Origin of the sequence: Candidatus Kuenenia sp. (genome assembly GCF_039794105.1) — a bacterium.
Classification (GTDB): Bacteria; Planctomycetota; Brocadiia; order Brocadiales; family Brocadiaceae; genus Kuenenia.
The window spans coordinates 1-13,302 of the sequence record NZ_JBDIWA010000032.1 but is presented as its reverse complement, the minus strand read 5'-3'; the positions used below and the strand labels follow the sequence as shown (position 1 = coordinate 13,302).

The following is a 13,302-nucleotide window of genomic DNA, read 5'->3' as shown; positions in this document are numbered from 1 at the left end:
TTCCGGGAAACGCCGCGCTGTCACCCGTATTCTGTAACGGCTGCAAAAAAATTACCATGAGGTTCAAGGATAATTATCATGAAGTTGGATACATGCGTTACTGGCAAAGTTACTGCCTTTGAGATGAAGGAGGCGTGCGCTCCCCTGGAAGCGTTTTGCCGGTTTTTAAAGAACCCAAATGTTTTCTTTCTCGACAGCGCACTGCCTAACGGTGAGATTTCAAGGTATTCCTTCCTTGGTTTTAGCCCGTTTTTAACAATAAAAACGAAACACAATAAAATACGTATAAAAGACAAAGACGGAAGTCAGGAATGCGAGGGAAATCCATTTGAATATCTTCGAAAAATATTGAACCGGTTTTCTTTGGAAAATACCAGTGACTCCCTGCCTTTTCAGGGTGGGGCTGTGGGATATTTTGGGTATGACCTATGTCATTATATAGAGAAATTGCCCAACAATGCCGTGGATGACCTTGAATTGCCTGATATATACATGGGGTTTTACGATATTATTATCTCCTATGACAATCTTCTGGAAAAGTGCTTTGTGGTGGGAGTTGACTTTGGAATGGATAATACATTGAATGACAGGATAGGGCAGATAACGGAAATATTGTGCGGAAAATCTGAAGAATCCGGAGGAATGTTTAATGACCGGGATACGGACAGGGCTGTTGATACGGAATTAAGGTCTAACTTTACGAAAGACGCCTATATGAAAGCCATCCGGCAAATAAAAAAGTATATTTCGGCAGGAGATGTGTATCAGGTAAACTTATCACAAAGGATTGAGGCGCATATAGACATGCCTGCGTATGAATTATACAAAAGATTGCGCAAAATCAACCCTGCTCCGTTTGCATGTTATCTTGGCTTTGATGACGTTTCTATAATCAGCTCCTCTCCGGAAAGGTTTCTTCGTGTTTCTAATCGTCAGGTACAAACACGTCCGATAAAAGGCACAAGGCCAAGAGGTAAGAACGCATTGGAAGACGAAGAGATGAAACAAGCCTTGCTGTCCAGCCAAAAAGACAATGCGGAGCTTACCATGATAACAGACCTTGAACGGAATGACCTCGGACGGGTCTGCAATTACGGATCTATTAAGGTCATAGAGGAAAAAGCTTTGGAAACATATCCTACGGTCCATCATCTGGTATCAACGGTAATAGGAGAATTGCACGAGAGATACGACATAATCGATCTGCTCAGGGCGACTTTTCCCGGGGGATCTATTACCGGAGCCCCTAAGATCCGCGCAATGCAAATTATTGATGATCTTGAACCCTGCCAGAGAAGTGTATATACAGGCTCGATAGGGTATATTGGGTTTAATGGAAATTTAGACCTTAATATTGCAATACGTACCTTTATTATGAAAGGGGAAACCGTGTATTTCCAGGTTGGCAGCGGCATTGTTGCAGACTCTGACGCAGAAGATGAATATGAAGAAACATTGCATAAGGCCAAAGCATTGATTGAATCACTTAACCCATGCCTGACGCTATCTTCTTAAACGATACAATAGTTGACGCGACGAAAGGGGTTCTCAGCACCTTTGACCGGGGTTTTCTTTACGGTGATGGTCTATTTGAGACCGTCAGGGCGTATAATAAAAACCCCTTTAAGCTGGAAGATCACATAGCCCGCCTTTCAGATTCGGCGCAATTTCTTTGCATACCTTTCCGATATACCTGCGATCAAATAAGGCATATTATCGGTCAGCTTCTTGCAAAAAATCATTTATCCGATGCGTATATACGCTTAACACTCTCCCGCGGTTATAATGCCAATGGATTTATCCCCGTGCGCGAGACCGACCCTACTTTTGTAATTCATACAAAACCCTTGGCCCCTTATCCGGAGCTATTGTATAAAACGGGGGTAAAACTCATTGTTTCTCAGACACGAAAAAGCGCCAGTTGCCCAATTTCCAGGCATAAAACACTCAATTATTTAACACCTTATCTCATCAAAAAAGAGGCATTGGAAGCGGGGGCGCATGATGCACTGATTTTAACCACAGAAGGCAACGTGGCGGAATGTTCCGTCAGCAATGTTTTTTGTGTCAAAGACCAGGCAGTCTTTACTCCGTCCCACGACGCAAATATTTTGTCTGGAATTACCAGGGGAGTTGTTATTGATTTGTGCAAGGAAAGCGACATTCCGTTAACAGAAAAACTCTTTGGTCTTCATGAAATAGCCACGGCAGATGAAGTCTTTATCACAAACTCTCTTATGGAGATTATGCCTGTTTCATCAATAACCGGAAATGCCTTAGGAGACGCGTTTCCCGGGAAAATCACCGGATTACTTTCGGCGAAATATAAAATGCTGACCCACTGAAGACAACCACGGCAAAACAACCTTTTAGCACCTTAATTGTTCTATCAATTGCAGTTACGACAATTTTCCGCAGTTGTTTTTTGTTATTTCTTCCTGTCTGTTGAGTTGACCGCACAAAATGCCGGTTTAACCGTCATAATAAATTGATTTTTCTGAAATCTTAAAAAAAATCGTAAGTCCCTGTTAAAAAAAAGCTTAATTTTTTCAATATATTGTACAATACCGAAAGCACAATACAATGTATTGTGTTTTTGCTTGACAAAGCCTTTTTTTCTTGTATAACTATCCATCTATCTGCCTGTGCAATATGACGGCAGAAAGATTCGGTATGCAATATAAAAGGGTTGTGCCGTATTTTTATTTCAGGAATCTTCAAATGAGAGGAGGTGTAGCGGATAAAACAGGAAGTTTGTTACTTTGGGGAATGGGGGGAATAAGTTCGTTTAAATGTATTGGCATGATTGGAAAACGAAAAATTCTGGCTATATACAAAAGAAAGAGGGATAAATGACTACAGCAGTATTAGAAATACCTGAAGCAAAGCATGTTATGTGCGATGTAGAAGAGGTACAATTAATAATAGAAGAAAAACTGAGTGCCTTTGATAAGGCAATTGAAGGGCATGACTTTCTGGAAATAGACGGTGATATAGAAGGCAATTCGCCAGAAGAACACTCGATAAAGATTATCAACCACAGGGCGGAATGCGCATATTCTATCAGTATCGATGCGGTTATCAGACAAGATTTAGACTATGTAATAGATTCGCTCGAAACAGGGAATACCACGCGCCTCTATGGGATAACAAGAATTGTGGGATATTACAGCCGTGTATCCAATTGGAATAAATCCAAAATCAGCGAATTACATGACAGGCATACCGGAAGATATTCTGTATAAGTATTATCCGGGCATTTGCATGCGTCGCCAAAACCGGAAGGAAATGGTTTAACAGCGTTAAGCAGCGGCGGTAAATCTTCCATTTCAAAGGACTCATTTTTAAAAAACCATTGCAGCAAAGAACGTATTCATGTTCATGTGCTGCAATGGTTTTTTTTATTCTCTGAATCCCGGAGCAGTGTGCATGCTTTTTCAGACAATGTTGGCGGAGGGAGGGATTCTTACGGTAAGCACAGGGCATGACGCCTTTCGCACAACCTTTTCCGCCACACTCCCCATCATAACTTGTGCGAGGCCGCTCCTGCCGTGTGTACCAATCACAATAATATCTACCCCCAGTTTTTCTCCTGCATTGACAATTTCGTTAAAAGGTATCCCCTTTTCAACAATTGTTTCTACTTCTAACAAATCTGTAGTACCCTCCGGAGCACTTTTTAACAGATCGGCATGGATTTTTGACATCGTTGCTTCGTCAAGGTTGTACGGGCTAAATTTGTATATTTCCGTATCATATGCACGGGTATCAATTACATGCATAATATACAACTTCGCTTCATCTTTTAATGCCAGAGAGGCTGCATATTTTAAAGCAAGGTAAGAACATTCGGAATGGTCTACAGGACATAATATTTTTTTGAACTTTATCATACAATCTCCTGTTCTGTTTGAAAAAAATAAGAAGCACAAAAAATGAGTAACATTTTTATAAAATAAAATATATTCACTATTTAAGGCATATACCGTATTGCCGTCAGGGATTTTTTGCGTAAAACATCACATGCCAATACCGTCAATAACCGCACCACATTTTGAACACTTTGAATTGGTAATATTATTTTCAAGGATTTGATAGCCATATCTTTTTATGAGTATTTTATTGCATTGATAGCAATACGTATTTTCTCCCCCTTCGCCGGGGACATTGCCTTCGTAAACGTAGCGCAGTCCCGCCTCCAAACCAATTGTACGCGCCTTTCTTAATGTTTCAACCGGAGTAGGCGGTGTATCGGGCAACCGGTATCTTGGATAAAAACGACTAACATGCCAGGGGATTTCGGGTCCGACACTCCTGATAAATCCGGCAATCTGTTTTAATTCCGAATCGGAGTCATTAATTCCGGGAATGACAAGGGTGGTTATTTCTATCCAGATGCCCAATTCTTTATAAGCACGGATACAATTCAGTACAGGTTCAAGTCTTGCCCCGCAAATCCTTTTATACGTTTCGTCGGAAAAACCTTTCAAATCGATATTTGCCGCATGAAGACAGGGCTGTATTGTTGACAAAGCCTCATATGTCGTGTATCCATTCGTTACGAACACGTTCAAAATTGACCTTGAAGAGGCCAATTTTGCAATTTCATAGGCATATTCAAAAAAGATAGTGGGTTCTGTATAGGTGTAGGCAATGCTTTTACAGTTATACTCCAGGGCGTCTTCAACAATCTTTTCCGGCGGTACTTCTTTGCCGGGTATCTTGTCTGAATCTTTGGGGAGTTGTGATATTTCATAATTTTGGCAATTAAGGCATCTGAAGTTACACCCGGCCGTTGCAACAGAGTAAGAAGCTGACCCTGGATAGAAGTGAAAGAGTGGTTTTTTTTCTATCGGGTCTATATTTTCTGAAATAAGTTTTCCATACACGAGAGAATATAACGTCCCCCCGAAGTTTTGCCTGACATGGCAAATGCCTCTTTTGCCATCAGTAATCACACAGGTATGATTACAAAGGTGGCATTTTACCTTACAATCGCCGAGTTTTTCATAAAACATTGCTTCACGCATGTTATATCAACCTCCCGTACTTTTTATAAGGAATGAACGACTCTTTGTTTATTTTTCAAAAAAAATAAACTGTAAAGTTTTTTCTTTATTCCGATAACAAAAGAAGCTGCTGCTTTCCACTCACTTTGCATAAAGTATAACAAAATTACTGTAATGATATGAATATAAAATTAAATTAGGTTGGGCTTTCGTCTTTTAAAACCCAACCTAATTCAAGATAAATAATAATTGACATTTATTTTGTTTGTGGTATAGTACCGCCGAATATTTCATCGTTTGAAAAAGGCAAACCAATCGCGAGGTTGGGACGCAAAGCCATGGGTCTTCAGCGTAAGTTATGCATACGGGAAGATTGCCAGGTTACCAAATATGCCGTTCGCGCTTTGTTAGAAGTATGAGAATTTTCGGGAAATCTTAACAAAGCGCATTTGGTGAACTTGCATGATAATAAAGACCCAAGCCTTTGCATTACTATGGTTTTGGGTCTTTTTTTTTTGAATAAAGGAGGTAAAAAACAGATTGAGATACATGAGCGAAGGCAATTTTAACACACAGATAAGGGATAAATATATTTTTTACGTTCAGGCGTCTATACGATGATACGATGTATTTTGTGATGATGTTGTCTTAAATAACTTTTTTTTATGGGAGAGTAAAAATGTTAAAATTTAGAAAGTGGAGGAATGCAGGTTTTACCTTGATTGAGTTGCTGGTGGTAATTGCCATTATCGGCATACTTGCCGGCATCTTGCTGCCGGTGCTGGGCAAGGCGCGTGAATCTGCCCGTAAGACGCAGTGCGCTTCAAATTTGAAACAGATTGGACTGGCGCTGAATATGTATTCAAATGACAATAGTGAGCAATTTCCTGGATATAGTCTTAACACTACTACACCGGTTGCGGAATTAAATTCGCTCGGATTGCTTTATAACCAATATATAACTGATAGGAAAATTTTTAGATGCCCAAGCGATGGCGCCGTCACTGAAACATCCAACTTAAGTTTGGTTGGTAGCAGTACTTGTATGGCGAGTACGTGTAGTTACGGATATGACGATAACCATTTATCATCAGATGATGCCGGTGTTGTGTTGGCGGCCGATGCCAGAGGTACGTCTACCTCGAATTATCTTTCAGATAATCATAATACTAATGGACAAAATGTCCTTTATTTAGATGGTCATGTTGAATGGAAAGGCACAACAACGTGTGGGTATTATGATGATAATACAAGTTCATATGACAATATTTATGCTTTTGGTAGTACTTATGGCGGCAATAACATAACAAAAGGAACAGAAACAGCCATAATGCAGTAATTTAAATATTTTATGTTTTTTAATATAAAAAGGGGTAATATTCAAAAGGGATATTGCCCTTTTTTTATTATCTGTTCAACGAAGCGTGTTCATTATAATTCATCTCCACCTTCATCTTCATGAGATACTTACCATGTCCAAATTAAAACCCAGGAGCATTTCCGGTTTTACATTAATCGAATTACTGGTGGTAATTGCAATTATCGGCATTCTTGCATCCATCCTCTTGCCTGTTTTGGGAAAGGCGCGGGAATCCGCACGTAAAACACAGTGTGCATCAAATCTGAAGCATATTGGCCTGGCGCTTCGAATGTATGCCAATGATCAGGAGGGTGCATTTCCTGCCGGAGGAAGCACAGGCATGGAATCGCTCGGCGCGTTGTACAATAAATATATAAGCGAGCGAAAAATATTTCGTTGCCCAAGCGATAGCAGCGTGAGCGAAGCGAATAATCTGAATCTGACGGCGGTATCTGACATTTTGTCCCCAAATACTTCATTTACCACTGCCAGTTGCAGTTACGGCTATGACGATACCCACATACTGGACGATGACCCGGGCGTAATCATAGCCGCAGACGCTCAGGGAACAAGCACTACCGGACTTTCAGACAATCATAATGAGACGGGACAGAATGTGTTATATTTAGATGGACATGTGGAATGGAAAGGCACGACAACCTGCGGATATTACAACGGTTCTACGTATGATGATATCTATTCCGGTACAGGAGATGGTACAGATACCTACATAGCGCCGTAACGATTTTCCTGATTTTTCAGGTGAAAAAAGAACAGTATGCAATATTCTTTTTGAATAGTACGCCCCTTTTTTGTTATAAAGTAGGGACGATGCATTTGCCAGTTTGGGTGTGAACGTATTTATGAGAATTTGTAGAAAATGCTTCGCCCCTACTTTAAATTTGATTATCAAGAAAGGAGAAACGATGATACTTAATCCTGAAAAACATCTAAAAGACGCTAGACAGAGATTTTACAATTATATAGAGGAAGATGTTATCCTTTGGCTTAATGAAAGAGGGATAAAGGTCAGGCTCGATGAGGTCGAATTTGTTTATGGCACAAAGGAACATTTTAATTCCCTGGGATATACCGAGGGCTATTTTGCCGAATATTCAACAAAAGGGTGGAATAAGGTACAGGAGAATGAATTATCCGAAGAAGGGTTAAAGGAATTTAAAAAATCAGGGGGATTGCTCTGGCCAAATGTGTGGTATGCAGTACGGCTCAAAGAAATAGATGAAATACTTCCGCTGGAAACCGGAGCAATCGAAGAAGCCATTTTAAGCGGTGGAATCCCGGAAAAATACCGGGTTCAACATTAACGGGAAAATTAAAAAAACGACAGGATAGTAGAAAAAATGTAACAGTTTAGTTTTTTGAAAAAACCCCGGCGGGTTCAGGTTTGTAACCTGAACCCGCGATTCAATGTTCAATTCTCAAATTGTTGCTCATTTGCCTTTATTCTTTTACATTGAGCATTGAGTATTGAACATTTTTTAGTTTTTAAAACGTAGGGGCGTAATTTACTCCGGGATCAGGGGTTTTATAAATTGTGAAACGACATACCTGTTATCAGCAAGTTTTCGATAGAGAGCAAATAAAACTGATTTTATAACGGGCAGTTTGAATAATACACTCAATATCCTGTAACCTCTTAAACGGCTAATAATTTCCGGTATTGCTGCGTCTCCCTCCAACGTCTGCCCATCGGGAAATATCAATTGCAAAGATTGCATGCATCTCTCTTCTGCAAGCCAGGGAAAGCGAAGTCTTCGTTCCTCAGACTGACACGGAACGAATTCAAAGATGCCTTTTCTTATTGCATGCAATTCAATCCACTTCATACTTCCCCGGCATAAACTACATTTATCGTCATAAATGAGCGCAACGTTCTTCATTGCCTGCGTCGATACTTTTTATTATGAATCCTCATTGTTTCTCCGGAATCTCTATCTCGCATAACCTGATGCCGGATAAATTCGAAATATCTTTCACCGGCAAGCTTCCGTCATAGAGGCTTTCCAAAATCGCATTACCGTTATTGTAGACTGTGACGGGAACATCGTTAATATTCCTCTGGAGTAAAAATGTATAATGAAACCTTGTTCTGTCCCCGGCATTTCTTGCCATGACGGCCACGATCCTGTTGTTTCCCTTTCTCAATTTATCCGATGCATCACAAAAACCTCTTTGCTGAAACGTTTCAGACTTTTTTGTGTCGATAAAAACCAATGCCACTTTGTCGCCTTCGGATATTTCCTTGAGTTCAAACCCCAGCCCATCCATTCCGTCCGCTACAACAATTTTTAAAGGAGTCGTATGGGTGACTCTCTTCGTATCCTCCCATGCGTTGGGGTTGTTTAAGAAATAGTCTACAATATTTTCACGTGCATAAGTGTCATTGCTTCCCGGGAAAGAAAGCATCAGTATAACCATAAATAAAATTGCCATTTTCAAAAAGCCCATATTTGTCATTTACCTCTTTGCATAAAGTGAATGTGTCCTGATATAGTTTTCCACGCGCTCGGGAACTAAATATTTTATACTCAATCCTTTGCTTAACTTTTTCCTTATTTCCGTTGAAGATATGTCCAGAGAAGGAATCCGAACCATCAATTTTTCAATTTCTGCCTTCTTTTTGCCGCAAATAGCGCTTTTCTTTATCATTTCGCTATTCAGCGTAATAGGAAACCTGTTGACAACGATAAAATGACACATGTCAGAAAGCGCCTCAATATCCTTCCATGTGTTGATTTCATTTATCATATCTGTGCCCAGGATGAGGAATAAATTATGCTCCGGTCCGTATGTCTTCCGGAGTATTTTAATCGTGTCAATGGTGTATGATTTTCCGGGACGCTTTATCTCGATATCCGATACCTCAAAATGCTTATTATCCCCGATTGCTTGTTTTACCATTTCATACCGGTGAAACGAGTCTATCAGACCGCCTGATTCCTTATGCGGAGAAATGCCTGTGGGGATAAATAGTATTTTGGACAAGTTTCTCTGCTGAAATACCTCTTCCGCAACAATTAAATGCCCAATGTGAATCGGATTAAATGATCCGCCAAATATGCCTATATCCATCATGTGTTTTTAGCTTGATATTTACAGTGTTTCAATGGTAAAAGTTTGATAACATATAACAAATTAAATATCAGAACTATAGCAATTATTTCTTTGGGATAAAAGCATATTGCATAATTTTAGAGGGGCAGACGTAATTGAAGATTGCATATTTTGATTGTTTTTCCGGCGTTAGCGGAGATATGATCCTCGGGGCATTCGTGGATGCGGGACTCGATATTCATTTGTTAAGAACCGAACTGGAAAAACTCCATCTTCATGGATATGAACTCGCCTGTGAAAAGGTGAAACGCGCCGGGATCGCCGGCACAAAGGTGTATGTGAATATTCCCGAACGGCATGAACATTCGCATACCGCGGGCCACACGCACCATCTTACCTTTCCCGATATTCGTTTGATTATTGAAAACAGCCGGCTTCATCAGCAGATTAAGGATAATGGCGTTAAAATATTTCATCGACTTGCTACCGTTGAAGCAGAGATCCATGGTACTTCCATCGAGGATGTGCATTTTCATGAAGTGGGCGCTGTAGACTCAATTGTTGACATTGTTGGTTCTGCCATTGGCCTGCATTTGCTTGGCATTGAAAAACTATATTTCTCGCCTGTTCCCACCGGCAGCGGATACGTAAAATGCGAACATGGCGTATTGCCGGTTCCCGCCCCCGCAACTGCCGGGCTTCTGAAAAATCAACTACTGAAATCCGTGGCAATAGAAAAGGAATTAACCACCCCCACCGGCGCGGCGATTATAACAACCCTGGGAGAAGGGCTTAAGACCATGCCGGAAATGAAGGTTCTTACCATCGGGTATGGCGCCGGCAGCAATGATAATCCCGAAGTCCCGAATTTGTTGCGTATAGTAATCGGCGAAGATACGCAACGCCAGGAGTCTGATGAGGTATGGGTAGTCGAGACCAATATTGACGATATGCCGGGGGAAATCCTGGGGTATGTAATGGATAAATTATTCAGCGCCGGGGCAGTTGACGCACATTTTACTACGGTGCAAATGAAAAAAGGAAGGCCGGGGATAATCATCAGCGCGATAGTGCCGGAAAAACACCTTTTGTCCGTAGAGGCGGTCTTGTTTAATCAAACCACCACCTTCGGAATACGAAAATATAAGGTGGTTCGCAGCATATTATCAAGAGAGGTAAAAGAATACGAAAGCTCATTGGGGAAAATAAGGATGAAGATTGGCTCGCTTAACGGCGATATTAAAAATATTTCTCCAGAATATGAAGATTGCAAACGAATAGCGGAAGAAAGGCATATTCCCCTAAAACACGTTTATTCTATTATTAACAAAGAACTTGATGCATTTAATCACTTTTAAAAAAAATGATACGGGGAATTTCAGGGACAAGAACCTCTTTTCATCTTATCATACCGATTTTTATTATTGTATGTTTGTCACAATTTGTTTATTTAAATGCGTTATCAAATCAGTTTGTATATGATGACGAATTTATTATTACCAACAACTCCTTCATAAAAACATGGGACAATTTTCCCAAGCTTTTCAATAGGGAATATTTTGAACATTCCGGAGAATTAAGCTACAGGCCTGTCGTTACGGCTACGTATTTTATTGATTACGCCTTGTGGAGGCTTGCACCCGCCGGTTATCACTTCACCAACAACTGTCTGCACTCATTAAACGCGGTGCTGCTTTTTTTTTTGCTTCTGCATTTGTTCAGACACACGGGGGGCGCTTTTGCCGGAGCGCTCCTTTTTGCGTGTCACCCTGTTTTATCCGAAACGGTAAATGCCGTTTGTTTTCGGGAGGATTTATTGGCATGCGCTTTCTTCCTCTCCTCTTTTCTGCTTTATTGTAAAACAAACGCACGTCGTTCGTATTTCCTCTATGCCGCCTCCTTAATATGCTATTTCTTTGGTATATTTTCGAAGGAAATAGCAATTACACTTCCGTTGCTCATTTTTCTCTACGATATGCTCTTTACCGGAACGTGCAAAAAAAACCTGCGTTATTATTCAGGATATGTCTTCGTGACGCTATTTTATCTGATAATTAGATTTGTCCTCCTGCATAATCCTGTGGAGTCAACCGTATCATATCCGGAAAACAGTATTTGTGTAAATTGCCTAACAATGTCAAAGGTATGTGCTTATTACATAAAACTCCTTTTTCTTCCGGTAAAGCTTTGTTCAGACTACGTTATCCCGCGTTCTTTTTCCCTCCGCGAACCTGCCGTTGCGGTATCATTATTTCTTATCGTCTCTGTTGCAGCCGTTGGTTGCAAATTATTTACTTACCATAAGCGCCTGGTATTTTCACCGGTATGGTTTTTTATCACGCTGCTGCCGGTTTTAAATATCATACCCATAGAAAATATCATGGCGGAGAGATACCTTTATCTGCCTGCGGTAAGTTTCTGTATACTATGTGCGGGTTTGATGGTGCATTGCAGGCATACGAGTGTTTTTTGGGGAAAACAGTATGTAATTGCCGCCATTTTAATTGGCACAGTAATATTGTTTTCAATAAAAACTTTCAACAGAAATAAAGTGTGGGAAAGCCAGTCTGCCCTATGGGAGAATACCGCAAAGACGTCGCCGGACAGCTTTAAGGCGCATAATAATCTGGGGAATTTTTACCGGGACTCTGGCAGGCTGGACGAGGCAATTGACGAATTTCACCATGCGCTGAGACTCTTTGAAAATTACGCGGAAGCGCATAACAATCTTGGCATAACGTACCGGAAAAAAGGCATGCATGAGGAAGCATACAATGAATACCAAAAGGCGTTGCAGCTTAATCCTGATTATCCCGATGTGCATAATAACCTCGGCGTTTTATATACAAAGATAAACAGATTTGACCTGGCAATGGAGGAATTTAAACGAGCCATAGAAAGCAAACAGATGTATTCCGACGCACATAATAATCTGGGCATACTGTACGCTTATTCCGGAGAACTGGACTCAGCCATCGAGTCATTTAAAAATGCGATTTCCAGCAGGCCTGACCATCCTGACGCCTATGCGAACCTTGGAACCGCATATTTAAAAAAGGGTATGTACGATGAGGCGATACAACAATTTCTTAAAGCAATCTCATATGACAGCCGGTATGTAAAAGCGTATTATCATCTAAGCACGGCATATTGGAATAAGGGACAATATGAGAAAGCCGCGGAAACGTGCAAAAGGATATTGTCTATCGACCCAACTCACGAGGACACGCTGACGTTGCTCAATACAATCGAACAAAGGCAGGGACGGACGCAGACAGCGCAGTAGCATGGAGATTTGTGTATAGCGTGTTGCAGACATACGGATATGTGTGTTTATTTGTCGCGAATGTAATTTGATTTTAACATTTTATTGTTTTTATAATCAAAGAGCATTTTGTTTCATCTTCTTATTTTTACCGCTTTTTTAGAGGAATTTAAATGATACATTATTACCGGAGGGAAAAATGGCAACTACAAAAGACATAAAGAAGCTTGAAAAAAACGCCTTGATTAAATATGAGGATCTTCTTGATACCCTTCTGGTTTTAGAAGCCATGAAGGCTCAGGCAAAGCCAGGGAAAGAATGGAAGGAACAGAAAGAGAAGCTGATGAAAAATGTTTAAACTCATTATTAGTAACTATTCTGCGTAATCTATTAAGCTACCGAAGCACAACTCGTTTCCAAATTCATGTTCATGTTTGGGAACGTAATGGCACTGGAAACTACATTCGCGGGTTCAGGTTTGCAACCCAATGTCATTAAGTTAAGAAATTGGTTTATAAGGGAAAGCAAATATTTTTTTGCGTGGTTGAATATTTCTTGGAAATTTTCTTCCATTTCTTATAGCAGAATTGTTT

Annotated in this window: 14 protein-coding genes and 1 riboswitch; of the genes, 9 read left to right on the top strand and 5 right to left on the bottom strand. The window is 40.4% G+C overall.

Annotated elements, in window-relative coordinates; translation table 11 throughout:
* The first annotated feature begins 78 nt into the window (after positions 1-78).
* The 3 genes from pabB (at position 79) to ABJL82_RS13260 (ending at position 3,245) form a co-directional block, all read left to right on the top strand.
* The gene (gene pabB, locus ABJL82_RS13270) at positions 79-1,515 is read left to right on the top strand and encodes an aminodeoxychorismate synthase component I (RefSeq protein ID WP_347275177.1); all 1,437 of its coding nucleotides are present in this window, start codon (positions 79-81) and stop codon (positions 1,513-1,515) included.
* Positions 1,494-2,345, top strand: coding sequence for an aminodeoxychorismate lyase (pabC, locus tag ABJL82_RS13265; protein ID WP_347275176.1), 852 nt, complete (start codon positions 1,494-1,496; stop codon positions 2,343-2,345). The genes pabB and pabC overlap by 22 nt, the downstream gene beginning before the upstream one ends.
* A gap of 507 nt (positions 2,346-2,852) precedes the next feature.
* Complete coding sequence (locus ABJL82_RS13260) at positions 2,853-3,245, top strand: hypothetical protein (protein ID WP_347275175.1); 393 nt, start codon at positions 2,853-2,855, stop codon at positions 3,243-3,245.
* 192 nt (positions 3,246-3,437) lie between these two features.
* Here ABJL82_RS13260 and ABJL82_RS13255 read toward each other — a convergent pair whose 3' ends face one another.
* Positions 3,438-3,893, bottom strand: a complete 456-nt coding sequence (locus tag ABJL82_RS13255) for a universal stress protein (RefSeq protein WP_347275174.1) — start codon at positions 3,891-3,893, stop codon at positions 3,438-3,440.
* Positions 3,894-4,019: 126 nt separating this feature from the next.
* On the bottom strand, positions 4,020-5,030 hold the full coding sequence (amrS, locus tag ABJL82_RS13250; RefSeq protein ID WP_347275173.1) for an AmmeMemoRadiSam system radical SAM enzyme: 1,011 nt from the start codon (positions 5,028-5,030) through the stop codon (positions 4,020-4,022).
* Positions 5,031-5,304: 274 nt separating this feature from the next.
* Positions 5,305-5,398: riboswitch (cyclic di-GMP riboswitch) on the top strand.
* A gap of 290 nt (positions 5,399-5,688) precedes the next feature.
* On the opposite strand from amrS, the gene ABJL82_RS13245 reads away from it, so the two are divergent.
* The 3 genes from ABJL82_RS13245 to ABJL82_RS13235 all read left to right on the top strand — a co-directional run bounded on the left by ABJL82_RS13245 (position 5,689) and on the right by ABJL82_RS13235 (position 7,694).
* Positions 5,689-6,348, top strand: a complete 660-nt coding sequence (locus ABJL82_RS13245; protein WP_347275172.1) for a DUF1559 domain-containing protein — start codon at positions 5,689-5,691, stop codon at positions 6,346-6,348.
* Positions 6,349-6,481: 133 nt separating this feature from the next.
* Positions 6,482-7,111, top strand: a complete 630-nt coding sequence (locus ABJL82_RS13240) for a DUF1559 domain-containing protein (RefSeq protein WP_347275171.1) — start codon at positions 6,482-6,484, stop codon at positions 7,109-7,111.
* Between the two features lie 184 nt (positions 7,112-7,295).
* Complete coding sequence (locus ABJL82_RS13235) at positions 7,296-7,694, top strand: hypothetical protein (protein WP_347275170.1); 399 nt, start codon at positions 7,296-7,298, stop codon at positions 7,692-7,694.
* Positions 7,695-7,895: 201 nt separating this feature from the next.
* Here ABJL82_RS13235 and ABJL82_RS13230 read toward each other — a convergent pair whose 3' ends face one another.
* From ABJL82_RS13230 to nadD, 3 genes are read right to left on the bottom strand one after another with little or no spacing between them, the layout of a single operon-like run.
* Positions 7,896-8,270 (bottom strand): DUF393 domain-containing protein, encoded by a 375-nt coding sequence (locus tag ABJL82_RS13230; RefSeq protein WP_347275169.1) that lies wholly within the window; start codon positions 8,268-8,270, stop codon positions 7,896-7,898.
* Positions 8,271-8,301: 31 nt separating this feature from the next.
* Positions 8,302-8,823: a hypothetical protein gene (locus tag ABJL82_RS13225; protein ID WP_347275168.1), complete on the bottom strand. Its 522-nt coding sequence runs from the start codon at positions 8,821-8,823 to the stop codon at positions 8,302-8,304.
* Positions 8,824-8,847: 24 nt separating this feature from the next.
* Positions 8,848-9,465: a nicotinate-nucleotide adenylyltransferase gene (nadD, locus tag ABJL82_RS13220; protein WP_347275167.1), complete on the bottom strand. Its 618-nt coding sequence runs from the start codon at positions 9,463-9,465 to the stop codon at positions 8,848-8,850.
* Between the two features lie 134 nt (positions 9,466-9,599).
* Here nadD and larC point away from each other — a divergent pair, with 134 nt between their 5' ends.
* The 3 genes from larC (at position 9,600) to ABJL82_RS13205 (ending at position 13,067) form a co-directional block, all read left to right on the top strand.
* Positions 9,600-10,802, top strand: coding sequence for a nickel pincer cofactor biosynthesis protein LarC (larC, locus tag ABJL82_RS13215; RefSeq protein ID WP_347275166.1), 1,203 nt, complete (start codon positions 9,600-9,602; stop codon positions 10,800-10,802).
* A 5-nt stretch (positions 10,803-10,807) separates the two neighbouring features.
* Positions 10,808-12,730 (top strand): tetratricopeptide repeat protein, encoded by a 1,923-nt coding sequence (locus ABJL82_RS13210; RefSeq protein WP_347275165.1) that lies wholly within the window; start codon positions 10,808-10,810, stop codon positions 12,728-12,730.
* Between the two features lie 178 nt (positions 12,731-12,908).
* Positions 12,909-13,067 carry a hypothetical protein gene (locus tag ABJL82_RS13205; protein WP_347275164.1) on the top strand — a complete coding sequence of 53 codons (159 nt, stop codon included), beginning with the start codon at positions 12,909-12,911 and terminating at the stop codon, positions 13,065-13,067.
* The last annotated feature ends 235 nt before the right edge of the window (positions 13,068-13,302 follow it).

Excerpts from the sequence above, each read along its gene's own strand:
- ABJL82_RS13210 (WP_347275165.1), top strand. The coding sequence starts at position 10,808 with ATGATACGGGGAATTTCAGGGACAAGAACCTCTTTTCATCTTATCATA.
- nadD (WP_347275167.1), bottom strand. The coding sequence starts at position 9,465 with ATGATGGATATAGGCATATTTGGCGGATCATTTAATCCGATTCACATT.
- ABJL82_RS13235 (WP_347275170.1), top strand. The coding sequence starts at position 7,296 with ATGATACTTAATCCTGAAAAACATCTAAAAGACGCTAGACAGAGATTT.
- amrS (WP_347275173.1), bottom strand. The coding sequence starts at position 5,030 with ATGCGTGAAGCAATGTTTTATGAAAAACTCGGCGATTGTAAGGTAAAA.
- ABJL82_RS13205 (WP_347275164.1), top strand. The coding sequence starts at position 12,909 with ATGGCAACTACAAAAGACATAAAGAAGCTTGAAAAAAACGCCTTGATT.
- pabC (WP_347275176.1), top strand. The coding sequence starts at position 1,494 with ATGCCTGACGCTATCTTCTTAAACGATACAATAGTTGACGCGACGAAA.
- ABJL82_RS13230 (WP_347275169.1), bottom strand. The coding sequence starts at position 8,270 with ATGAAGAACGTTGCGCTCATTTATGACGATAAATGTAGTTTATGCCGG.
- ABJL82_RS13260 (WP_347275175.1), top strand. The coding sequence starts at position 2,853 with ATGACTACAGCAGTATTAGAAATACCTGAAGCAAAGCATGTTATGTGC.
- ABJL82_RS13255 (WP_347275174.1), bottom strand. The coding sequence starts at position 3,893 with ATGATAAAGTTCAAAAAAATATTATGTCCTGTAGACCATTCCGAATGT.
- ABJL82_RS13245 (WP_347275172.1), top strand. The coding sequence starts at position 5,689 with ATGTTAAAATTTAGAAAGTGGAGGAATGCAGGTTTTACCTTGATTGAG.
- ABJL82_RS13240 (WP_347275171.1), top strand. The coding sequence starts at position 6,482 with ATGTCCAAATTAAAACCCAGGAGCATTTCCGGTTTTACATTAATCGAA.
- pabB (WP_347275177.1), top strand. The coding sequence starts at position 79 with ATGAAGTTGGATACATGCGTTACTGGCAAAGTTACTGCCTTTGAGATG.
- ABJL82_RS13225 (WP_347275168.1), bottom strand. The coding sequence starts at position 8,823 with ATGGCAATTTTATTTATGGTTATACTGATGCTTTCTTTCCCGGGAAGC.